The organism is Pseudomonas sp. GM41(2012) (genome assembly GCF_000282315.2).
In the GTDB taxonomy this organism is placed as follows: domain Bacteria; phylum Pseudomonadota; class Gammaproteobacteria; order Pseudomonadales; family Pseudomonadaceae; genus Aquipseudomonas.
In genome coordinates this window covers 13629-35692 of the sequence record NZ_AKJN02000009.1, presented here as the reverse complement: position 1 = coordinate 35692, position 22064 = coordinate 13629, and the positions used below count along the sequence as shown (strand labels likewise).

Annotated in this window: 19 protein-coding genes; 14 read left to right on the top strand and 5 right to left on the bottom strand. The window is 60.8% G+C overall.

What is annotated here, in order from left to right:
- Positions 1–422 precede the first annotated feature (422 nt).
- From cobJ to cobG, 4 genes are read right to left on the bottom strand one after another with little or no spacing between them, the layout of a single operon-like run.
- Complete coding sequence (gene cobJ / locus PMI27_RS03685) at positions 423–2126, bottom strand: precorrin-3B C(17)-methyltransferase (RefSeq protein ID WP_008153766.1); 1704 nt, start codon at positions 2124–2126, stop codon at positions 423–425.
- On the bottom strand, positions 2126–2857 hold the full coding sequence (locus PMI27_RS03690) for a precorrin-2 C(20)-methyltransferase (RefSeq protein WP_033053597.1): 732 nt from the start codon (positions 2855–2857) through the stop codon (positions 2126–2128). Before PMI27_RS03690 ends, cobJ begins: the two co-directional genes overlap by 1 nt.
- Positions 2857–3483, bottom strand: a complete 627-nt coding sequence (locus PMI27_RS03695) for a precorrin-8X methylmutase (RefSeq protein WP_008153772.1) — start codon at positions 3481–3483, stop codon at positions 2857–2859. The genes PMI27_RS03690 and PMI27_RS03695 overlap by 1 nt, the downstream gene beginning before the upstream one ends.
- A complete protein-coding gene (gene cobG, locus PMI27_RS03700) occupies positions 3476–4783 on the bottom strand; it encodes a precorrin-3B synthase (RefSeq protein WP_033053594.1) in 1308 nt (435 codons plus the stop codon). The genes PMI27_RS03695 and cobG overlap by 8 nt, the downstream gene beginning before the upstream one ends.
- A 144-nt stretch (positions 4784–4927) precedes the next feature.
- Here cobG and PMI27_RS03705 point away from each other — a divergent pair, with 144 nt between their 5' ends.
- The 13 genes from PMI27_RS03705 to PMI27_RS03765 all read left to right on the top strand — a co-directional run bounded on the left by PMI27_RS03705 (position 4928) and on the right by PMI27_RS03765 (position 16957).
- Positions 4928–6139, top strand: a complete 1212-nt coding sequence (locus PMI27_RS03705; protein ID WP_008153775.1) for a bifunctional cobalt-precorrin-7 (C(5))-methyltransferase/cobalt-precorrin-6B (C(15))-methyltransferase — start codon at positions 4928–4930, stop codon at positions 6137–6139.
- Positions 6132–7229, top strand: a complete 1098-nt coding sequence (locus tag PMI27_RS03710) for a cobalt-precorrin-5B (C(1))-methyltransferase (RefSeq protein ID WP_008153776.1) — start codon at positions 6132–6134, stop codon at positions 7227–7229. The genes PMI27_RS03705 and PMI27_RS03710 overlap by 8 nt, the downstream gene beginning before the upstream one ends.
- The gene (locus PMI27_RS03715) at positions 7226–7951 is read left to right on the top strand and encodes a cobalt-precorrin-6A reductase (protein WP_008153777.1); all 726 of its coding nucleotides are present in this window, start codon (positions 7226–7228) and stop codon (positions 7949–7951) included. The genes PMI27_RS03710 and PMI27_RS03715 overlap by 4 nt, the downstream gene beginning before the upstream one ends.
- A gap of 56 nt (positions 7952–8007) precedes the next feature.
- Complete coding sequence (locus PMI27_RS03720) at positions 8008–8343, top strand: type II toxin-antitoxin system RelE/ParE family toxin (RefSeq protein WP_008153778.1); 336 nt, start codon at positions 8008–8010, stop codon at positions 8341–8343.
- Between the two features lie 4 nt (positions 8344–8347).
- On the top strand, positions 8348–8671 hold the full coding sequence (locus PMI27_RS03725; RefSeq protein WP_008153779.1) for a helix-turn-helix domain-containing transcriptional regulator: 324 nt from the start codon (positions 8348–8350) through the stop codon (positions 8669–8671).
- Positions 8672–8788: 117 nt separating this feature from the next.
- On the top strand, positions 8789–9187 hold the full coding sequence (locus PMI27_RS03730) for a DUF2946 domain-containing protein (protein ID WP_008153780.1): 399 nt from the start codon (positions 8789–8791) through the stop codon (positions 9185–9187).
- Between the two features lie 48 nt (positions 9188–9235).
- Complete coding sequence (locus PMI27_RS03735; protein ID WP_008153782.1) at positions 9236–9715, top strand: copper chaperone PCu(A)C; 480 nt, start codon at positions 9236–9238, stop codon at positions 9713–9715.
- 20 nt (positions 9716–9735) lie between these two features.
- Positions 9736–10206, top strand: coding sequence for a DUF2946 domain-containing protein (locus PMI27_RS03740; protein WP_008153783.1), 471 nt, complete (start codon positions 9736–9738; stop codon positions 10204–10206).
- A gap of 187 nt (positions 10207–10393) precedes the next feature.
- Positions 10394–12511, top strand: a complete 2118-nt coding sequence (locus PMI27_RS03745; RefSeq protein WP_008153784.1) for a TonB-dependent copper receptor — start codon at positions 10394–10396, stop codon at positions 12509–12511.
- Positions 12512–12640: 129 nt separating this feature from the next.
- Positions 12641–14017, top strand: a complete 1377-nt coding sequence (locus PMI27_RS03750) for a PepSY-associated TM helix domain-containing protein (protein WP_008153785.1) — start codon at positions 12641–12643, stop codon at positions 14015–14017.
- A 200-nt stretch (positions 14018–14217) separates the two neighbouring features.
- Positions 14218–15006 (top strand): ABC transporter ATP-binding protein, encoded by a 789-nt coding sequence (locus PMI27_RS03755; RefSeq protein ID WP_008153786.1) that lies wholly within the window; start codon positions 14218–14220, stop codon positions 15004–15006.
- A complete protein-coding gene (locus PMI27_RS03760; RefSeq protein WP_008153788.1) occupies positions 15003–15950 on the top strand; it encodes an ABC transporter substrate-binding protein in 948 nt (315 codons plus the stop codon). Before PMI27_RS03755 ends, PMI27_RS03760 begins: the two co-directional genes overlap by 4 nt.
- Positions 15947–16957, top strand: coding sequence for a FecCD family ABC transporter permease (locus PMI27_RS03765; protein WP_008153790.1), 1011 nt, complete (start codon positions 15947–15949; stop codon positions 16955–16957). The genes PMI27_RS03760 and PMI27_RS03765 overlap by 4 nt, the downstream gene beginning before the upstream one ends.
- A 32-nt stretch (positions 16958–16989) precedes the next feature.
- On the opposite strand, the gene PMI27_RS03770 is transcribed toward PMI27_RS03765, so the two are convergent.
- Positions 16990–20340: a hypothetical protein gene (locus PMI27_RS03770; protein ID WP_008153791.1), complete on the bottom strand. Its 3351-nt coding sequence runs from the start codon at positions 20338–20340 to the stop codon at positions 16990–16992.
- Positions 20341–20626: 286 nt separating this feature from the next.
- On the opposite strand from PMI27_RS03770, the gene urtA reads away from it, so the two are divergent.
- Complete coding sequence (urtA, locus tag PMI27_RS03775; RefSeq protein ID WP_008153792.1) at positions 20627–21892, top strand: urea ABC transporter substrate-binding protein; 1266 nt, start codon at positions 20627–20629, stop codon at positions 21890–21892.
- Positions 21893–22064: the final 172 nt, after the last annotated feature.

The window sequence follows — 22064 nt, the reverse complement described above, 5'->3', positions numbered from 1 at the left end:
TATTTTTGAACGAGACCAGATAAATACGCGAAGCAACTACTTCACACGAGATAAAGCTAAATCGTAAAAGCGGGCACTTCAAACCAGAAGAAATTCAATTAATTTCAATACAATCAAATTTTAAAAATATAAAACCTTATATTGCCGACTTAAATAACCGCACTTAGACAAACAAAATCTCTGAAACCAACAGCAAACAGGCGGCGCTGTGACTCATGCGTAACGCCGAAGTTTTCGACTACAAAAAATGCACTGAATAAAGAAAGAAAGCGGCGACAGAAAACAGTATTAATTCTTCGTGACGAGGATCATAAATCCCACAACGACTGGTGAAATAAATGACGCATCAACGCCAAGTGAAAGTGCCGACCAGCAGACAGGATGTAATAAGTGAAAAGCGGCCCACGCGGGGCCGCTGTGGTTCAGGAAGCAGGCTTGATGCCATACCAACGAGGCGTATACACCCACTCGCCACCCTCGGCACGAGGGAACACGCAGGTGGTGGAAGAACCGATCAGCACCATGGTGCGCATGTCGACCTGATCGGGGGTCAGTTCGCCGAGCGTGGTGACCCGCAACGTCTGGCCAGGGCGGCCAATGTCGCGACCCAGTACCACCACTGTTTCCGGTGTGCGATGCCGGCCGACGATTTCCAGCGCCTGGCCCAGTTGCCACGGCCGTGCACGGGAGATCGGGTTGTAGAACGCCAGCGCCAGATCGGCTTCGGCGGCCAGGTCCAGGCGCTTCTCGATGATCGCCCAAGGCTTGAGGTTGTCCGACAGCGACATCACGCAGAAGTCGTGGCCCAACGGCGCACCGGCCTGCGCGGCGGTCGCCAGCGAAGCGGAGACACCCGGGAGAATCTCCAGATCGACGCTGTGCCAGCTTGGCTCACTCGACTCATGCAACGCTTCAAGCACCGCCGCCGCCATGGCGAACACACCGGGGTCACCGGATGAAACCACAATCACCGAACGGCCTTGCGCCGCCAGCTCGAAGGCGTGGCGGGCACGCTGCATCTCTTCGCGGTTGTCAGTGCAATGCAGCACTTGGTCTTCGCGGAACGGCCCGGCCATGCGCACGTAGGTTTCGTAACCGAGTACGTCGGTGGCCCTGGCCAGTTCGGCCTTGACCGCTGGCACCATCAGTTCGGCGGCGCCAGGGCCCAGACCGATGACCGCCAAACGACCGCGTGCACGGCCGATCTGCGCAGCGTCCAGCGGCTGAGTGGCTACCGCGATGGCAATGCTGGTATCCGCTGACACGATGGTAGCGCTCGGCACGGTGTGGCGGGACAACTCGCTAACGCCGCCGCTGACCGACGCAAACCGCAGCGGCACGCCCAGTTCTAGTGCCGCTTCGCGCAATGCCGTGCTGGCCATGTTCAGATCGCTGGCCAACAGGCACGCCACCGATTGCACGGCGATGTTCGCCTGATGCAAGGCTGAACGAATGGCGCCTGACAGATCCGCGACCTCAGCGCTCACCGCCACCAACACATTGCGCGGGTAGATCATCAATTCATTGGCTGCTGGCGCACGCTCAGCATGGCCGACATGGATCGACAGCTGCGCGTGAGGATCTTGCGGCAACTGCGCCTGCGCCAGCCACGGCGCAGCCCCTTCGACGCGTACACTTTGGCCGGCGAGCAAATCCGAGACGAAGCGCTTGCCCAGTTCCAGATCGCCGAGGGCGTAACCGCTAGGTGGATTGAGCAGGCAGGTGCCGAAGCGCAATTCACCACTGGTGGTGATCGCCGCAGCGACCTCGAGACCGGCAGCAATCTCGCGCGCCATGACGTTCACGCCACCGAGGCCGCCGAGCAGCGGCACCACGGCGCTGCCGTCTTCAGCCACGGCCAGCACCGGCGGCTCGGCGCCTTTTTCCAGCAGCAACGGCGCCAGGGTCCGGATCACGATGCCGGCCGCACACAAGGCGATAATCGGCGTGTCCTGCTGATAGAACTCACGCAAGGTGGCGCCGAATTCGTGATAGACGCGGTCCGCGCCTTCCACCCGTTCGGCCAGACCATGGATCAATGCGCCAGGGTATAACTGCGCAATCTTACGCGCGGTCGCGAGGCTGCCATTGCCCAGAATGACAATCGCCGGAACTGGACGGGCCATCAGCCTTGCCACCGTTCGCCGGGCACAATGATCAGCGAGAAGTACGGCGAGGACATCGGCTCGACCTGGTCCAGCGGGACGATTTTCTGGTTGGCCATGGTTGCGCGCTCGACGTACAGCGCACGCTCCGCCAGCCCGAGTTCTTCGAGCACCTGACGGACCTTGGGAAAGTTGCGCCCCAGCTTCATGATCACGGCGGCATCGGCATCGGCCAGACGACGTTTGAGATCGTCGGCAGGCAGTACGCCCGACAGCACCGACAAACTTTGATTGCGATACACCAGCGGCGCGCCCAGTACCGAGGCACCGCCGAGCATCGAGCAAACACCTGGCACAACTTCAGCTTCGTAACGCTCGGCCAGTCGATCGTGCAGGTACATGTAGGAGCCGTAGAAGAACGGATCGCCTTCGCAGATCACCGCCACGTCACGGCCAGCGTCCAGGTGTGCGGCCAGTTCTTCGCCGGCCGCATCGTAGAAATCGCTGATCACTTGTTCGTACGACAGCGGCGCCGGAAGCGCCTCGGTAGTCACCGGATACACCAGCGGCAGCAGCGTTTGCGCGTCCTGCAAATGCGCCTCGATGATGCCGAACGCGTTGCCCTTTTTGCCCTTGGCGACGAAGTACGCCACCACCGGCGATTCGCGCAGCAGGCGCAGGGCTTTGACAGTAATCAGCTCCGGATCACCGGGGCCGACGCCCAGGCCAATCAAACGTCCAGGTTGCTGCATCATTCGATCTCCGTGGCGAGGGCATTGACGGCGGCGGCGGCCATGGCGCTACCGCCCAGCCGACCTTGCATGATGACGAAAGGCACGCCACGGCTGTCTGCCGCAAGCGCTGCCTTGGATTCGGCGGCGCCGACGAAGCCTACAGGGAAGCCGAGGATCAGTGCCGGTTTTGGCGCGCCGGCGTCGAGCATTTCCAACAGATAAAACAGCGCGGTCGGCGCGTTGCCGATCACCACCACACTGCCTTCAAGGTGCGGGCGCCATAGCTCCAGCGCAGCGGCGGAGCGAGTGTTGCCCAACTCACGAGCAAGCTCCGGAACGCTGTCATCGCGCAGGGTGCAGATGACTTCGTTGTTCGCAGGCAAACGCGTACGGGTCACGCCTTCGCTGACCATCCGCGCATCACACAGGATCGGTGCACCGGCGGCCAGCGCATCACGCCCGGCCTTGCCCGCGCCTTCGGAAAATTGCAGGCCGTCGATGGCGTCGACCATGCCGCAGGCGTGGATCACACGGACCGCGAGTTTCTCCAGATCGGGCGGAATACGCGCAAGGTTGGCCTCGGCACGAATGATCGCGAAGGAGTTGCGATAGATCTCCTGACCGTCGCGGATGTAATCAAGCATCAAGGGGGCTCCGTGAGCGGGCGTCGAGCAAGGCTGCGACCGCTTCAATAGTAAGGTTGCGTGCGTGCAGCGCGCCGAAACCCGGCTGCGCTGCATCGCGAAAATAGAGGTCGTAATGACCGGGAGAAATCGCCAGCAACGTGACCGGCGCACTGTGCGCGGCCGCGCAGGAACGCTGGCAACCGGACAGGTGCACGTTCAGGGTTTGGCCGTGACGTTGCAGCAGCGCCGCCAATTGCAAGGCGTCGCTCTTGGTATCGGCCAGGCCTTTGCCGCAGCCAGCGGAACCCGTGCAGGCGATCAGATGCGCCAAGGCATCGTCGGCCGAGCAACGCAGGCCGAACTGTTCGAGACTGTGGATAACTTGAGCCGCAGTGTCGACATGAACACCGGGCAATAACAGGCTTTGCCAGGGTGTGAAACGCAAGCTGCCGTCACCCTGATCACGTGCCAGTTGTGCGACGCCTCTGAGCATCGCGGGATTGAGGCGACCCAGCGGCGGCACCGCGCCGATATACACACGTTCGGCCTCACGCTGTGGATGAACGCCGATGTGCAAGACACCCGGACTTACCTTGCGCTGCCAACCCGTGATGGGCATCAACGGCACACGTTCGGCCAGACGAGCGAGAAATTCGTCGAGCGAGCATTCAGCGAGCAAATGCCGCATGCGTGTCTGCTCGGGACGCGCCAGCTCAAGAAACAACTCCAGCACCGCGACCACCAGCGCATGACCCTGCTCCAATGACACCGCGCCCACAGGCGGGTCCACAGGGCAACCCGCCAGACCGAATGCAAAAACCAGCTCGCCGTCTCGCTCAGTGGCGCACAACCAAAGATCATGAGGATGCTCGAGCATCGCCAAACCTTCGCCGCCATCCAGTTGCACGGCAAACTTGGCGCTGAGGTCGTGAAAGCGTTCATGGCTTTGCAGCGTGGCGAGGATCTGTTCGGCCAACGGGCGCGTATCGAACAGCATTTGCTGATCAATCCCGGCGCTCGGGCTGAGCATCAGATTGCGCACATCGTCGCCAGCGGCCGTGCTTGGGCCCAACCCGGCAGCCATCAGGCCATCGATCATGGCGCCATGTTCACTGCCAATCCCGCGAATTTGCAGATTGGCGCGGTTGGTCGCCTCGATCACACCGCCAGCGAACCTTTCGGCAGCACTGGCCACCGCGTCGGCCTGAGCCGCACTGATCGAACCGCCATTCAACTTGATCCGGCAGATACCGCCATCCAGTGCCTGGACGATACGCAGCAACCCCGGGCAGGCCGAGGGGCGTAAGGCTAAGGACATCGGGCGTTTGTTCAAGGAGGCGACCGGCTGTGTGGGAAAGGCGCTTCGCGGGCGAAGGCGCGGTATTATGCCTGCTTTGTTCGACGGCATGAAAAGCCTGCCCGTCGGAACAGTCCGTTTGAGGACTATATTTGAGGGCTGTAGATGTCACCGTGGCTGACAGTAGTGGGAATCGGCGAAGACGGCTTCAAGGGCCTGGGCAAAAACGCCCGGCACGCTCTGCTGCGCGCTTCGCGGATCATTGGCGGTCAGCGGCAACTGGATTTGCTGCCGGTGTGCATCCGTGGCGAGCGGCAGTTGTGGCCCAGCCCTTTCTCCCTTGAACCGGTTTTGGCGCTACGCGGCGAGCCGGTCTGCGTGCTGGCCAGCGGCGATCCGATGTTCTTTGGCGTGGGCGCAAGCCTTGCCCGAAAACTGCCCAACGATGAAATGCTGATACTGCCGGCGCCCTCCTCCTGCTCGCTGGCGGCGGCGCGAATGGGCTGGCCGTTGCAGGATGTGGTCACGCTTTCGGTGGTTGCCCGTCCCATCGCCGCACTCAATGCGCAGTTGTTCAGCGGTGTTCGCTTGCTGGTGTTGAGCAACGACGGCAAGAGCCCGGCCGCCATCGCGACGTTATTGCGTGAGCGCGGTTTCGGTGCGAGTCGCCTCACCGTGCTGGAACATCTGGGCGGCGAAGCCGAACGACGCATCGAGGGTGTCGCCAATGACTGGAATAATCCTGTGATCGCCGATTTGAACCTGATCGCCATCGAATGCATCGCCGAACCGAACACGCCGCGCCTGTCGCGACTGGCCGGCCTGCCAGACTCCGCCTTCCAGCACGACGGCCAACTGACCAAGCGCGATGTGCGCGCCATCACCCTTGCGCGCCTCGCCCCGGTCCCCGGGGAACTGCTGTGGGACGTCGGCGCTGGCAGCGGTTCGATCGGTATCGAGTGGATGCGCGCTCATCCGAGCTGCCGGGCGCTGGCCGTCGAAGCGGATGAAGGTCGACAGTTGTTGATCGAACACAACCGCGATGCCTTGGGCGTCCCCGGCCTGCAATTGATTCGCGGCAGTGCACCGCAAGCCCTGGACGGACTCGAACGCCCGGACGCGATTTTCATCGGCGGTGGCGTCACCCGCGAAGGCGTTCTCGACACCTGCTGGGCCGAGCTCAAACCCGGCGGCCGGTTGATCGCCAACGCAGTCACCCTGCAAAGCGAAGTGACCCTGATGGCCTGGCGCGAACGGCATGGCGGTGAACTGACCCGCATCCACGTCGCTCAGGCGCAACCGCTGGGCGAGTTCGACACCTGGCGCCAGGCGCTGCCGATTACCTTGCTAGACGTGACGAAACCCCTTGATGCGTGACGAAACCGCGGAACAACCCGCCCCACTGCGCAGCGGCCTGACCACCGGCAGCTGCGCCACGGCCACCAGCCTTGCGGCGGCACGCCTGCTGCTCAGTGGCGTGGAAGCAGACGCCGTCGAGATCATTCTGCCCAAGGGCAAACAGGTGCAGATGCGTCTGGAGTTCTGTCGTCTGATCGACAACGGCGCCGAAGCCGGAACGATCAAGGACGCCGGCGACGACCCTGACGTGACTCACGGCGCCCTGCTCTTTTCCCAGGTGCGCCTGCACTGCGAGCCAGGCATCCGCTTCAGTGCCGGCCGTGGCGTGGGCACCGTGACCCGGCCGGGGCTGGTGCTGGGCGTCGGCGAACCGGCGATCAACCCGGTGCCGCGCAAGATGATCAGCGAGCACCTGACGCTGCTGGCCGAGGAGCTTGATTACATGGGTGGTTTCGAGGTCACGGTGAACGTCGAGGACGGCGAAGCCCTGGCGCTGAAAACCATGAACCCGCGCCTGGGGATTCTCGGCGGTTTGTCGATCCTCGGCACCAGCGGCATCGTCCGGCCGTTTTCCTGCGCGGCGTACATCGCCTCGATCCACCAAGGCATCGACGTCGCCAAAACCAACGGCTACCTGCACATCGCCGCGTGCACCGGCAACGCCAGCGAAGACACCATGCGCCGGGTCTACGACTTGCCGGAAATAGCCCTGATCGAAATGGGCGACTTCGTCGGCGCAGTGCTCAAACATCTGCGCAAAGTGCCTGTGGATAAACTCAGCCTCTGCGGCGGCTTCGGCAAGATCAGTAAACTGGCGGCCGGGCACATGGATTTACACAGTCGACATTCAAGCATCGACCTGCCGCAATTGGCCGAGTGGGCGGCGGCGATTGGCGCCGATGAGGCGTTGCAGCAAGGGATTCGCGAGGCCAACACCAGCCAGCAAGCCTTGGCAATGGCCAGCGCTGCCGGGATCGCGCTGGGTGATGCGGTGTGTCAGCACGCGCTGGACTTTGCCCGCAGCGTGGTGCCAGCGCAGGTTCAGGTCGAAGTGTTCGCCATCGATCGCCAGGGCGGGATTGTTGGCCATGCGGGAGCCTTTCAATGAAGCGCGTGTTGCTGCTGGGTGGCGTGACGGAAGCCTTGGTCATCGCCCGCACCCTCGGGCCAGAACACATCTATAGCCTGGCCGGCGTGGGGCGTGTGCCGACAGATCTGACCTGTCAGGTTCGCGTTGGCGGTTACGGCGGTGCCGAAGGGCTGGCGCAGTTCATTCGGGATGAAGGGATCGACCTGCTGCTGGACGCCACCCATCCCTACGCCGCACAAATCAGCCAGAACGCCGCCACCGCTGCGCGGTTGAGCGGTATTGCCTGCTGGGCGTTAAGGCGCCCGGCCTGGCAACCACAGGCCGGGGATGACTGGCGAGATGTCAGCGACTGGGCCGAATTGATCGAGGCCCTCAAACCTTTCCGCAGACCGTTGTTCACCCTCGGCCGCGAACCATTGCAGCACCTGCATGAAATCCCGCCAGAGCAATTCTGGACCTTGCGTGCACTGGACGTTTATCCGGGCAACGAACGCTGCGAAGTCATCGGCGCGCGTGGGCCGTTTCTGATTGAAGATGAACGTGCGCTGTTTGAACGTCGGCAGATTGATGTGCTGATCAGCAAGAACAGCGGCAGCACCGCGACCGAGCCGAAGCTGGAAGTGGCACGGGAGCGTGGGGTGCCGGTGATTGTTTTGCAGCGGCCGGTGTTGCCGGGGGTTGATCGGGAGTTTGTGACGCTTGAAGAAACACTTGATGCGTTGGCGACCTTTGCTCAGTAAGGCAGGATCATCGGCTTGCATGAACAGTAACCTATTTGTTACCTTCAGGGCCGCCTGTGATCACACTCGAAGAATACTTGCAGGAAAACGATACAAGCCCCTTTGGGCGCTGGTTTTCCACCTTAAATGCTCAGGCAGCGCTTAAGGTATCCAACGCATTGGTCCGACTAGAGCTAGGCCATAGCTCCAACATCAAGTGGTTCGAAGGTCTCGGCGAATACCGAATAAATTGGGGGCCGGGCTACAGAATCTATCTTGTGCAAGAAGGGAAACGCCTGATCATCCTTTTTGCTGGAGGCGATAAGTCCACTCAGAAAGCCGACATTAAAAAGGCAAAAACACTGATAGCTGAATTTCGAACCCGCAAAAAAGCCGAACGACCCCGGAGATAAAGTCATGGCGCTCACCCGAAGCTACAAACACACCATTGCCGAGCGTGCCCAACGTGACCCCGAGTTCGCCCAGGCGTTGTTGGATGAGGCTGCTACTCTGTTTCTTAATGGTGAACCTGAAATGGCCAGGATCATTTTGCGTGACCTGGTCAACGCTACCGTAGGTTTTGAAGAATTGGCGAAAGAAACAGCAAAACCGAGCAAAAGTCTCCATCGAATGCTGTCTGCCAAGGGCAACCCAAGCATGGACAACCTGGCTGCGATATTCGCCGTCATTCGCGCTACGCTTGGAGTCGATATGGAAGTACATGTGGTACGTGCGCACTGATGGCGTAGAAACTAACGGTTTTAACTGCGACACCACACCGCACGCCGCTTTTTTACTTATCGGCCCTGATCAGGCTAAATAGCCGCGCCTGATCCCCCACCCAACCGGATTTGTCCCATGTCCCGACAACGGCTCGCATTTGCCTGGATCGCCTGCTTCGCAGTGCTGTTCAACATGCTCGCCATGCCGATGACGGGAGCGATGGCGCAGACGGCGAAATCGCCTGCCGAGCAAGTGTTGTGGGGCAGTTTCTGTTCGTCCAGCGGCACCAGGATGGTGGCGATTTCCCTGGGCGATATCGAACAGAAAACCCCGCAGAACGACGATCACTCCAACATGCAACATTGCTGGTGCTGTTCAGGTTCCGCGCCACTGGTGGCGTTGCCCGGGCATGTGCCGCAACTGTATTTCGCGCGTTTCGAGGCCAATCGAAGCCTGCCTGATGCCTCTCTCGATACACCGACACCGCGCCAGCAATGGCCGAGCCTCAACCCCCGCGCTTCCCCTCTGGTGTGATTCCTTCTCGCAATTGACCTGCGTTTTGAATCGTTCTGGAGAACTGCCATGTTGAACAAACTCATCGTCCTGGCTGTGTTGCTGCTGCCTGCCTGTTTTGCCAATGCTCACGAATACAAGGCCGGGGAGCTGGAAATTGCTCATCCGTGGTCGCAGGAGTTGCCGCCCAACGCGCCAACGGTCGCGGCATATTTCGTGATTCACAACGGTGGCAAAACCGCTGACCGCTTGCTCAGCGTCGACTCGCCCATTGCAGGCGAAGCCCAGCTGCACGAGCACGTCATGCAGAACGATCTGATGAAAATGCAGCAGGTGCCGAGCGTCGACATTCCTGCCGGTGGCAACGTCACCTTTGCGCCGATGGCCTACCACGTGATGCTGGTAAACCTGAAAGATCGCAGCCTGCTGAGCGATGGCAAACGCTTCCCGCTGACGATGCATTTCGAGAAGTCCGGCGACGTGACGGTCGAAGTCTCGGTGCAGAAGAAGCCGCCGGAAGGCATGCAGACGCACGCCCACGCCCAGTAAGCGACTGAGCAAAAACGCCCATGCGCCCGCTTAGCGCCAGGTCATCCGCACACCGTCGTCAGCCATTAAGCCTGACGCGCGGCAGCTGGATCAGCCTGTTCGCCATGTTGATGATCTTTATCGGCCCGCTGATTTCTCAGTCGATGCCGATGGATCAACGCGCCTCGATGTCCATGAACATGTCCATGAACATGTCCATGAACATGTCGATGGACATGAGCATGGACATGTCGGCGATGGAGCACGCCGACCACGGCGCGCAACCCGCTGCCGAGCACTGCCCGCCCAAGGCCGAACATCACGCGCTCTGGGAAAAATGCGGCTATTGCAGCCTGCTGTTCAATTGCCCGGCGCTGACCGGCGGCCAGTCCTTCGTCGCGTTCGACACGCCAACAGCCACCACCTTCACCACCCCTTCCCCTCGCTTGGGCCACGCCCGGCAAACCTTCTTCCCCGGCGCCCGCACCCGCGCCCCGCCCATCGCCGCGTAAACACACCCCGATCTCACACGGTTCGAAGACAGCCACAGCAACCTGTGGGAGCGAGCCTGCTCGCGAAGAGGGAGTGTCAGTCAACATTCATGTCGTCTGACACACCGCTTTCGCGAGCAGGCTCGCTCCCACAAGGAATGCGCAAACTGCCGGCCGTGTCGTTTACGACTGTTCGATGGAAATTGTCATGTCCAGGTTTTCTGCTGACACACGCTTGTGCGCTGCCCAAGCTTCTTTTGCCCCGAACGAATCCAGCATTCGTTTCAGGCACGCCACCGCCTTCCTTTGCGGTGCACTGCTGACACCAATGGTGCTTGCCGATGAACACGCCGGTCACAGTGAAGAACTGAGCCCGACGGTGATCACCGCCATCGCGCCGAGTTCGCCCCTGACCATCGTCACCAATCCCAAGGACCCGCGCCAACCGGTGCCGGCCAGCGACGGTGCCGATTACCTGAAGACCATCCCCGGCTTCGCCCTGGTGCGCAATGGCGGCACCAACGGTGACCCGGTGCTGCGCGGCATGTTCGGCTCGCGGTTGAACATCCTCACCAACGGCGGCCAGTTGCTCGGCGCCTGCCCCGGCCGAATGGACGCACCGACCTCCTACATCTCGCCGGAAACCTACGACAAACTCACCGTGATCAAAGGCCCGCAAACCGTGCTCTGGGGACCAGGCGCATCGGCCGGGACCATCCTCTTCGACCGTGAGCCGGAAAGCTTCGGCGAACTCGGCACTCGGGTAAACGCCAGCGTGCTGGCGGGCTCCAACGGCCGTTTCGACAAAGTGGTGGACGCTGCTGCCGGCGGGCCATTGGGTTACGTGCGAGTGATCGGCAACACCGCGCAGGCCGACGACTACCGGGACGGCAACAACGACACCGTGCCGTCGCGCTACGACAAGTGGAATGGCGACGTCGCAGTGGGCTGGACCCCGGACGCCGACACCCTGCTGGAACTCACCGCCGGCAAGGGCGATGGCGAAGCGCGTTATGCCGGTCGCGGCATGGACGGTTCGCAGTTCAAGCGCGAAAGCCTGGGCCTGCGTTTCGAGAAGTCGAACATCGGCGATGTGCTGGACAAGGTCGAGGCGCAGATCTACTACAACTACGCCGACCACGTGATGGACAACTACACCCTGCGCACGCCGTCAGGCACCGGCATGATGGCAGGCCCGATGGCCTCCAACGTCGACCGTCGAACCCTCGGCGCACGGATCAAAGCCACCTGGCGCTGGGCCGATGTGCAGTTGATCAGCGGCATCGATGCGCAGACCAGCGAACATCGCCAGCGCAGCGCCATGGGCATCGACGTCTACAAGGACTTGCCGCGCAACAAGGACGCCGACTTCCACAACTACGGTGTGTTCAGCGAATTGACCTGGTACGCCGCCGACCGCGACCGGCTGATTACCGGCGCGCGCCTGGACCGTGCTTCGGCCAAGGATTTGCGGCAGACCACTGGGTCCGGGATGATGGCGCGCCCTAACCCGACCGCCGACGACACCCGCGCCGACACACTGCCAAGCGGCTTCGTCCGTTACGAGCATGACCTGGCCGACAGCCCGACCACGCTGTATGCCGGCCTCGGTCACACCCAGCGTTTCCCGGATTACTGGGAGCTGTTTTCACCCAAGTCCGGCCCCGCCGGCTCGGTGAATGCCTTCGACTCGATCAAGCCTGAAAAAACCACCCAGCTCGACTTCGGCCTGCAATACAAGACCGAAGACCTCGAAGCCTGGGCCTCGGGTTACGTCGGACAGGTGCGCGACTACATCCTGTTCAACTACACCCCAACAATGATGGGCATGACCTCGCAAGCACAGAACATCGACGCGCGGATCATGGGCGGCGAATTGGGTGCGGCCTACAAGCTGACCAGTCACTGGAAAGCCGATGCGACCCTGGCCTACGCCTGGGGCAAAAACAGCAGCGACGGCAACGCACTGCCGCAGATGCCGCCGCTGGACGCACGTTTCGGCCTGACCTACAGCGAAGACAACTGGAGCGCAGGGGCCTTGTGGCGAGTGGTCGCGGCGCAAAACCGCATCGACCAGAACAAGGGAAACGTGGTCGGCAAGGACTTCGGCAAGACCCCGGGGTTTGGCGTGTTCTCACTCAATGGCGCGTACCGGATCAACAAAAACTGGAAGGTCAGCACCGGCGTCGACAACCTGTTCGGCAAGGCGTACGCCGAGCACTTGAACCTGGCCGGCAACGCCGGTTTCGGCTACCCGGCCAATGACCCGCAAGCCATTAAAGAACCGGGGCGCACGCTCTGGACCAAGGTGGACATGAGCTTCTAAAAGCATCGCGAGCAGGCTCGCTCCCACATGGACAGTGTTGAACCTGTGGGAGCGAGCCTGCTCGCGATCGGTTGCGCAGCAACCGCAAACAAACAACTAAAAGATCCATGCCAAAGCGGAGCACACGTGATGAAACAGCCCAAACCGAATTTCTACAACCTGGCCTGGCGTTGGCATTTCTATGCCGGTCTGTTCGTCGCGCCTTTCATGGTGATGCTGGCCCTGACCGGCATCATTTACCTGTTCAAGCCGCAGCTCGACCCGTTGATGTATGGCAGCCTGCTGAACGTCCCGGCCGGGCATCACAGCGTCCCGGCCGATGACCTGCTCAAGCGGGTGAAAGAGGCTTATCCACAAGCCACGATCAAGCAGTATTTGCCACCGGTCAACGCCGAGCGCAGCGCGCAATTTGTCGTGCTCGATGGCGGTAACGAGCTCAACGTTTTCGTCGATCCCTACCACGGCGATGTCCTCGGCGAGCAAGACGCGAAAAAGAATCTGCAAGCCGTTGCGCGAGCGATTCATGGCGAATTGATGATCGGCACCGTCGGTGATCGACTGATCGAACTGGCCGCCGGTTGGGGCGTGGTGTTGGTGGTCTCCGGCGTCTTTCTGTGGTGGCCACGCGGCCAGGCGGCCGGCATCCTGTGGCCACGCTTGAGCAGTCGCGGTCGAGTGCTCTGGCGTGACCTGCACGCGGTGACCGGATTCTGGGGCGCGTCGTTGTTGCTGGTGATGCTGCTCAGCGGCATGACCTGGACCGGGTTCTGGGGCAAGCAATACGCGCAAGTGTGGAACGTCTTTCCGGCCGCGATGTGGGACAACGTGCCCAAGTCCGATGTCGAGGCTCGCAGCCTCAACACCGCCACCCGCCAGACCGTGCCTTGGGCCATGGAAAACACACCGATGCCAATGTCCGGCGACCACGCCGAACACATGGCCCACAGCGGCACGCAAGCCGGCCCTGCGGCGCCGACCATCAGCCTGCAGGACGTGCAGAACATCGCAGTGCAACGCAAGGTCGAACCGGGTTACAGCATCACCTTGCCGACCACGGCAACTGGCGTGTTCACCATCGCAGTGTTCGCCGACGACCCGCGCAACGACGCCACGCTCCACGTCGATCAGTACACCGGCGACGTCCTCGCCGACGTGCGTTTCGAGCAGTACGGCGCCGTCGCCCGCGCGACGGAAATCGGCGTGATGTTGCACGAAGGCAAAATGTTCGGCCCGCTAAATCAGATCATCATCCTGCTGATCTGCCTGATGATTCTGCTCAGCGCCGTCAGCGGTGTGGTGATCTGGTGGAAGCGCCGTCCACAGGGAAAATTCGGTGTTCCGCCGCTGCGCCACGATTTGCCGAAATGGAAAACCGCGATGGTCATCATGTTTGCATTGGCGGTGGTGTTTCCGTTGGTGGGGGCTTCGCTGGTAGTTGTTTGGCTGCTGGATCGGGTGCTGCTGTCGCGATTCAATCGGCAAACTGAATCGGCCTCACCTTCATAATGAAACAGGCGAGCTGCTTGTTTTTTAGCGTTACTGTATAACTCAAACACCTCGTTCTGATCCGAAGGCCTCATCGTCGGAACGCCGCCCGGAGCAAGCTCGGCTCCTACAGGAATTGTGTCGATCACACAATTTACTGTAGGAGCCGAGCTTGCTCGCGAAGGCGTCATCAGCACCGCCGAAAATCTCAGAGTTAACGCATGACCTCGCTGAACCTCACAAACCTCGCCTGGACACCCTTGGGCCACGGCCATTGCCATCATCAGTTCCAGCTGCGTGATGCAACCTTGCACGTGCTCCCCGGTGAGTTCGTCGGTCTGATCGGCCCCAACGGCAGCGGCAAAACCAGCCTGCTGCGTTGTGCCTGGCGCTTCAGCAAACCCGAGCGCGGTGAGGTCAAGCTCGACCACCACAACGTCTGGACGCAATCCTCACGCTGGTGCGCACAACGCATCGCCGTGGTCCTGCAGGAATTCCCCGACGCCTTCGGCCTCACCGTCGACGAAGTCGTCGCCATGGGCCGCACACCGCACAAAGGTCTGTTCGACGGCGACACCCTGGAGGACCGAAAACTAGCATCCCAGGCCCTCGAGTCAGTCGGTCTGAAAGGCTTCGAGGATCATGCCTTCGCCACCCTTTCCGGTGGTGAAAAACAGCGCGTGATCCTCGCTCGCGCCCTGGCTCAGCAACCGCAAATGCTGATCCTCGACGAGCCAACCAATCACCTCGACCCGCGTTATCAGCTCGAACTGCTGCAACTGGTCAAACGCCTGAAGATCGGCACCCTGGCGAGCATTCACGACCTCAACCTCGCAGCCGCTTTCTGTGATCGGCTGTACGTGATCAATCACGGCCGCATCGTCGCCAGCGGCACACCGAAAGAAGTCCTGACCGCCACACTGCTGCGCGACGTGTTCGGCGTCGAAGCGCTGATCGATGAACACCCCTTGCACGGCTACCCACGAATTACCTGGATCACCCAACCATGACTTTGCGTTCCCTGTTTTGCCTCGCTCTGTTACTGGGCAGTGCCCAAGCAATGGCCGAGGCCACGAAATACCCGTTGACCATCCAGAGCTGCAACCGCGAAGTCACCTTCAAGGCAGCGCCGAAACATGCGGTCAGCCACGACATCAACATGACCCAGATGATGCTCGCCCTCGGCCTGAAACCCAGCATGGCCGGGTATAGCGGTGTGACCGGCTGGAAGTCGGTCACGCCCGAGATGCAAACCATCCTCGACGGCTTGCCGGAACTGGCGGCCAAGTACCCGTCGGTGGAAACCCTGCTCAACGCCAACGTCGACTTCTTCTTCGCCGGTTGGGATTACGGCATGCGCGTCGGCGGTGACCTCACGCCGCAAACGTTGCAGCCGCTGGGCATCGATGTCTACGAGCTGACCGAGTCCTGCGCGTTCGTGATGAAGCGTCCGCCGGCCAGTCTGGAAGACACCTACAACGACCTGCGCAACCTCGGAAAAATCTTCGACGTGCAGGATCGCGCCAATGCCTTGATCACCGAGATGCAGACGCAAGTCGCCGAGGTGCGCAAGGATCTGCCGACGGACAAACCTCGGGTGTTTCTCTACGACAGCGGTGAGGATCGGGCCATGACGTCCGGGCGACTCGGCATGCCACAGGCGCTGATCGACGCTGCCGGCGGGCGCAACATTCTCGATGACGTCGAGGCGAGCTGGACCCGGGTCAATTGGGAGAACGTGGTCGAGCGCAATCCGCAGGTGATCGTCATCGTCGACTACGGCGAAGTCACCGCCGAGCAGAAGGAACAGTTCCTGCTCAACAACCAGGCCCTGCAATCGGTGGACGCGATCAAGAACCAGCGCTTCATCGTGATTCCGTATGTGCAGGCCACGCCGGGTATCGACAATGTGCTGGCAGTCGAAACCCTGGCCAAGGGTTTCCACGGCGAATGATCAATCGTCGCTACGCCTTGTTGCTGATTGCTCTCGGCGCGTTGTTGCTGGTGTCGTGCGTGGTGTCGCTGGGCTTCGGCCCGGCGCGGGTGCCGGTGGAGGTCGTGTGGCGGATTCTGTTGCACAAGATGTTCGGTGTCGGCGTGCCGGACTGGGCCGCCGGGCAGGAACACATCGTCTGGCTGATTCGCGTGCCGCGCATGCTATTGGGTGCGTTGGTGGGCGCCGGGCTCGCACTGATCGGTGCGGTGCTGCAAGCGGTGACGCGCAATCCGCTGGCCGACCCGCACCTGCTTGGAGTCACCTCCGGCGCGACCCTCGGTGCCGTGATCGTGGTGCTGCATGTCGGGGAAATCGTCGGCCTGCTGACCTTGCCCATCGCCGCGTTTATCGGCGCGTTGCTGAGCATGCTGATCGTGCTGATGATCGCCAACCGCAATGGCCGACTCGACAGTGATCGGCTGCTGTTATGCGGCGTGGCGGTGTCCTTTGTGATGATGGCGATCGCCAATCTGCTGCTGTTTCTTGGCGATCATCGCGCGAGTTCGGCGGTGATGTTCTGGATGCTCGGCGGGCTCGGGTTGGCACGGTGGGAGTTGCTGGCGGTGCCAGCGGCCAGCGTGTTGCTCGGGTTGGTTTTGTTGCTGGGCATGGCTCGACCATTGAATGCGTTGATGGCGGGGGAACAGACGGCCGTGACCCTCGGGCTCAATGCTCGCACCGTGCGGTTGCGGGTGTTTTTGATTGCGTCGCTGATGACCGGGGTGCTGGTGTCGATCAGCGGGTCTATCGGATTTGTCGGGTTGATGGTGCCGCACATTGCGCGGCGGTTGGTGGGGGCTGAGCATCGGCGGTTGCTGCCGGCGTGCGTCCTGCTCGGCAGCCTCTTTCTGGTCTGGGTCGATGTCGCCGCCCGCACCCTGATCGCCCCCGAGGATTTGCCGATCGGCATAGCCACGGCGGCGATTGGCGGGTTGTTTTTCATCGGCCTGATGCGCAGGCGCTGATGCCAACGGTTGTGACCGGTACCCCGCCCCCCTTACAACTCATCCCGCGTGGGGTGGGGGGAGACATCCGGAATCTGTTGGCGTCTGAGGCTCCAGTCTGAGCCGAGGCGCCTGGCCTGATTCCAGAAATAAGCAGGCTTGAGCACCTGCAATTTGCCGATATCCGCCAGACGGGTAATAAACAGATCGGTCGACAGCACGGTGGCCCACTTTCCTTCGACGAGCTGAACGGGCTGGGTCAGCAGCAATGTTCGCTCCGAGGCCGAATAGGTGGGTGTGTATTTAAGCAATGCCCCATAACGCGTCGAATAGTAGTAGGCGTTGATATCAAACCCTTTGGCTTTCAAGGCATGGGTGTGCGCATGCACCTGGGCTGCAGAGGCGAAGTTTGCGTCAGTTGCATCGGACCGTTCGGCCGGTGTCGTGCCTGCCGCCAGCAAGAGCTGATGGCTGGCCACCAATGTATAGCCGTCAGGAAATCGTGGCAGTCTGTTTCGGGGTGAGGTCGAGGCATCGCTCGCAATACGGAAAATTCGCTTGATGGCTTCATTGGGAGACCCAGGATCTGCAATGGGCTCCAATGCAACAAAGGAGTAACTGCCGGGACTGCTCAAAATCGCGCTGGCGTGCACCGTCGTCTGACTCTCGTGACTGCGCAGCCGCGACTGCGCATAAAGGGCAGCGTCGTCAGGATGATGGAATATCGGCCCCAAGGCTGGAGCAGGGTTGTTTGCCCACTGTTCATCGACGGAAACAGAAGGCATGCGGGGCTGCCAGCTCTGGCCCACTTTGCCTTTTCGTGACCAATAGGCGCTGGTCACCAGGACCTCCAGCTCTCCGGACTTGGCCATTCGCTGGATGTAACTGCTCAGCCTGAACCTGCCCTCGCCGATGTCCCTCCAGTCACGCTGTGCGCGCTCAAGCGTGGCAAACGGATTGTCCTTGAATTCGTACTGGCCGAATTTGTCCAGCGAGAGGTCCGGGTCGAAGGGACTGAGCGACAATCGCAACAAGGCACCATCGGCGCAGGAGACGTAAATCGGTTTGTAGCCCTGGGGCGTTCGCGCAGCGTCACGGGCCAGACTCACGTCCATGGGGGAAAGGAAATGCCGGTAATCATCGTCCGACAGATTTTGCGGCGCTTGCCCCGCGCACAGGAGAATCGCGCTGGTGACGTGGGAGGAAGGGAGTACACCGGGAAAGATTCGGTCATACGCCAACCATGCGCCTTGCATGTCAATGGGCAGGGTCGCAATGAAGGCTCCGGTACGCGCATTTTTCAGAATGAATCCAAACCCCGTCGCTGAACGATTGCGTGCCCGTTCATGAGCGAAACAGGCCGCATCCTGTTCTCGAATGTACATAGGGCTGCAGGCCGGCTCGGCAACCGCTCGTGCATAGCCGGAAGTTACCGCGACGGCCGGGGGATAGGCTGCGAATTCTGTCACTGTACGAGCCGAGCCCCATAGCGGGCTCCCTGAAACCACTTGCAGGTAACCGGACTTTGCCAGGCTTTTTACCCAGTCTGTCGGTGACAGCAGCCCCAGATAGATTTGTTCCTTGATTGACGCGGCATCCAGCTCTCGCCCCGGCTTGCCCGAAGTGCCCAGGGCAATGGCCAGGTCGGCTTTGAATCGTGCCCATAACCCGGCCCGATAGCGAATGGTCGCACCGTCCGGCGCCAGAAAATATTCATCGAGCATTAGCCCTTCACGGATGAATGCTGTGCATACGACATCGACGGAGAGCATGTTGAGATACACCTCCTTGTCGACTGTCGACAGCAGCACCGGCAACTCGCGAGGTACTCGGGAGCGATAGCGCGCAATGATCAAACACCCCGCCGGAAACTGGCCAAGCGTCACGGCTTCGTCCGGGAAGACCCACGGGATATCAAAGTCTTCTCGCAGGATAGCGATCGGATCGGTGGCCACAAAAAAACCATCGGCGCGTTTCAGAATCACACCGCCAAACGCCTTGGCGCTACCGCTCGGTAGTTGCGAACGCACATGCAGAGCCGCATCATCAGCCGTCAGAAATACCGGGCCGAGGGTTCGTCGTTGCAGGTTCATGCTCGACTGCCAGTACTTGTCGACCCCCCCTCTACTGTCCCAGCAGACATTGGTGCGCATCACCTGCAACACACCGCTGTTGGCGACCACTCTGACAAAACCCGTCGGGGTCAGCACACCACTGGCCAGGTTTTTCTGGATATCCTCCAGCCCCATGCCGGGAGTGTCGTTGTCGAACAGCTTGGTGCCCTTGCGCGGGACGTATTTGAGCAGGGCTCCGTCCTGAGTCGAAATGTAGAGAGGAATGACCCTGTCCGGATCCAGCACCGGACGTTTGTTCGAGTCATAAACCACCACAAACAGATCTCTGGGCACAATGAAGTGGTGCGCCAGCCAGCGTCTGGCCGGGTCACGGGCATGCTTGACCCGTTGGCGCGAATAGTAAAAAGCGTGGAGCTTGAATGACTCGGGATAGTGATAGTCCCCGGTCTTTCGGGAAATGCCAAACAGGCTGCGCAACGAGTAAAGTTTGTCTCTCCCATCGCTGACCGGGACCCGTTCAGTGGCAATGTACTCTTCCTTGCCTTGTTGTTTGAGGATGAATCCGAACCAGGTCCGTTCTTCGTCATACAGCTCGGTGTCTTTGGCGTAGCGATCGAGTGCCGCCTCATCGGCTGACTGGAAAACCGCACCGAACGACACCCGCTCCGGCACGCTACGCGCCCACGGACCGGCGACGACAGGGCCGGTTATTCTTCCTCGGGGCCGCCAGCGACCGTTGCTGACGAGGACTTGCAAATCGCCGGCCGCCGCCGCTTCCTCGACGAATTGTTCCGGTTTGATGGTCCCCTTCTTCAGTCCCAGGGCAAACACGCCAGGTGCTGCCTCGGTGCCCAGTTGCGCCAGCAGGCTCAACGCACGAGGCCTGTCGGGAGTGAAACCGATCAGGCTGTTTTCGGCCCCCGAAAGATAAGCCGGCAGACCGCTCTGCAGGCTGTTGCGCAGTTCGTCAACGCTGAACATCAACAAGCTGGTCGCGGCATCTTCGACAGTCCATTTCAGCTGCGTAACCTTGGCTACATCGAGCGTCGAAAGCGCAGGGTGCGAATAGAAACGACTGTGCAAGACATGGTTATCGGGGATCACCTCGTGATGGGAGGTCATGCTGACCGGATGCCCGGTCAGGTCGGTGATCACAAACCGTTGATCGTTTCGCTGAAGGATATAGCCGTAATACCCGCGGTTACGATGCCGCCCGATTTGCTCATGGGCAAAGCGGGCGGCATCGTCCGCCGAAAGAAACGCCCTTTCCAATAGGTTCAGTGCTGAGCCCGACTGGGTCGGGGCGAGTTGTTGTAGTTGTTCGTCCATGCAGTGGAACTCCATTGAGTCATTCAAGGGTGGACCCCCACTCTCGCACCGCAAAGCATTGCGAAGGCGGTACATAGTTACTACCTCACGCGCTCGGCACCACTTGGACGCATCGCCATGCCCGCGAGCGTTTTTATGCCCGTTCACGGTGCAACAAGTACCTGCGCCGAACGTTCTCGCCCCTCCGGCAAAGCACTTTCGGTCTTAGGCACAGCCCTTGCTAACGACCCTTCAGTAGTCCGCATCTGCCAACCAAGAAAACTCATAAGTTCATGGAGATCGCACAATGAAGCGTCGCAGTTTGATCAAGGCTTTCACACTCTCGGCAAGCATTGCCGCGATGGGCATGACCTGGAGCCTCCAGGCCGCCGAGACCATCAAGGTCGGTATTCTGCATTCGTTGTCCGGCACCATGGCGATCTCTGAAACGTCCTTGAAAGACATGGCGTTGATGACCATCGACGAGATCAACGCCAAGGGCGGCGTGAACGGCAAGATGCTGGAGCCGGTGGTGGTCGACCCGGCGTCGAACTGGCCGCTGTTCGCTGAAAAGGGCCGTCAACTGCTGACCCAGGACAAGGTGGCGGTGGTGTTCGGTTGCTGGACGTCGGTGTCGCGTAAATCGGTGTTGCCGGTGTTCGAAGAGCTCAACGGCCTGCTGTTCTACCCGGTGCAGTACGAAGGTGAAGAGATGTCGCCGAACGTGTTCTACACCGGCGCCGCGCCGAACCAGCAAGCGATCCCGGCGGTGGAATACCTGATGAGCGAAGAAGGCGGCAGCGCCAAGCGTTACTTCCTGTTGGGCACCGACTACGTCTACCCGCGCACCACCAACAAAATCCTGCGCTCGTTCCTGCACTCCAAAGGTGTGGCGGACAAGGACATCGAAGAGGTCTACACCCCGTTCGGTCATAGCGATTACCAAACCATCGTGGCCAACATCAAAAAATTCTCGGCGGGCGGCAAGACTGCGGTCATCTCCACTGTCAACGGCGACTCCAATGTGCCGTTCTATAAAGAACTGGCCAACCAGGGTTTGAAAGCCACCGACGTTCCGGTCGTGGCATTCTCGGTCGGCGAAGAAGAACTGCGCGGCATCGACACCAAACCGCTGGTGGGCAACCTCGCGGCCTGGAACTACTTCGAGTCGGTCGAAAACCCGGCGAACAAGAAGTTCGTCGCCGACTGGAAAGCCTACGCCAAGAAACACAACCTGCCGGGCGCCGACAAAGCGGTGACCAACGACCCGATGGAAGCCACGTACGTGGGCATCCACATGTGGGCGCAAGCGGCTGAGAAAGCCAAATCCACCGACGTCGACAAAGTCCGCGTAGCACTCGCCGGCCAGACTTTTGCCGCGCCGTCGGGTTACACCCTGACCATGGACAAGACCAACCACCACCTGCACAAACCGGTGATGATCGGCGAGATTCAGGCGGACGGTCAGTTCAACGTGGTGTGGCAGACCGAAGGGCCGATCCGTGCCGAGCCGTGGAGCCCGTTCATCTCGGGTAACGACAAGAAGCCGGATTATGCGGTGAAGAGCAACTGAGGCGGAGCTGAAGTTTGGGGTGGGTCTGAGATCCACCCCTCACCCCAGCCCTCTCCCCACGGGGGAGAGGGGGAAAGGGAGCCGAGCTTCATGCTTTTCAAAGTCTGAGTTCAGCTCGAATTTGCAAGTCGCAGCAAGTCAACCAAACACCTCGGTCAGTCCCCTCTACCCT

Excerpts from the sequence above, each read along its gene's own strand:
- cobG (WP_033053594.1), bottom strand. The coding sequence starts at position 4,783 with ATGTCCTTAGCCTTACGCCCCTCGGCCTGCCCGGGGTTGCTGCGTATC.
- PMI27_RS03750 (WP_008153785.1), top strand. The coding sequence starts at position 12,641 with ATGAAACAGCCCAAACCGAATTTCTACAACCTGGCCTGGCGTTGGCAT.
- PMI27_RS03710 (WP_008153776.1), top strand. The coding sequence starts at position 6,132 with ATGCGTGACGAAACCGCGGAACAACCCGCCCCACTGCGCAGCGGCCTG.
- PMI27_RS03765 (WP_008153790.1), top strand. The coding sequence starts at position 15,947 with ATGATCAATCGTCGCTACGCCTTGTTGCTGATTGCTCTCGGCGCGTTG.
- cobJ (WP_008153766.1), bottom strand. The coding sequence starts at position 2,126 with ATGGCCCGTCCAGTTCCGGCGATTGTCATTCTGGGCAATGGCAGCCTC.
- PMI27_RS03695 (WP_008153772.1), bottom strand. The coding sequence starts at position 3,483 with ATGCTTGATTACATCCGCGACGGTCAGGAGATCTATCGCAACTCCTTC.
- PMI27_RS03745 (WP_008153784.1), top strand. The coding sequence starts at position 10,394 with ATGTCCAGGTTTTCTGCTGACACACGCTTGTGCGCTGCCCAAGCTTCT.
- PMI27_RS03740 (WP_008153783.1), top strand. The coding sequence starts at position 9,736 with ATGCGCCCGCTTAGCGCCAGGTCATCCGCACACCGTCGTCAGCCATTA.
- PMI27_RS03770 (WP_008153791.1), bottom strand. The coding sequence starts at position 20,340 with ATGGACGAACAACTACAACAACTCGCCCCGACCCAGTCGGGCTCAGCA.
- urtA (WP_008153792.1), top strand. The coding sequence starts at position 20,627 with ATGAAGCGTCGCAGTTTGATCAAGGCTTTCACACTCTCGGCAAGCATT.
- PMI27_RS03705 (WP_008153775.1), top strand. The coding sequence starts at position 4,928 with ATGTCACCGTGGCTGACAGTAGTGGGAATCGGCGAAGACGGCTTCAAG.
- PMI27_RS03725 (WP_008153779.1), top strand. The coding sequence starts at position 8,348 with ATGGCGCTCACCCGAAGCTACAAACACACCATTGCCGAGCGTGCCCAA.
- PMI27_RS03755 (WP_008153786.1), top strand. The coding sequence starts at position 14,218 with ATGACCTCGCTGAACCTCACAAACCTCGCCTGGACACCCTTGGGCCAC.
- PMI27_RS03690 (WP_033053597.1), bottom strand. The coding sequence starts at position 2,857 with ATGCAGCAACCTGGACGTTTGATTGGCCTGGGCGTCGGCCCCGGTGAT.
- PMI27_RS03760 (WP_008153788.1), top strand. The coding sequence starts at position 15,003 with ATGACTTTGCGTTCCCTGTTTTGCCTCGCTCTGTTACTGGGCAGTGCC.
- PMI27_RS03730 (WP_008153780.1), top strand. The coding sequence starts at position 8,789 with ATGTCCCGACAACGGCTCGCATTTGCCTGGATCGCCTGCTTCGCAGTG.
- PMI27_RS03715 (WP_008153777.1), top strand. The coding sequence starts at position 7,226 with ATGAAGCGCGTGTTGCTGCTGGGTGGCGTGACGGAAGCCTTGGTCATC.
- PMI27_RS03735 (WP_008153782.1), top strand. The coding sequence starts at position 9,236 with ATGTTGAACAAACTCATCGTCCTGGCTGTGTTGCTGCTGCCTGCCTGT.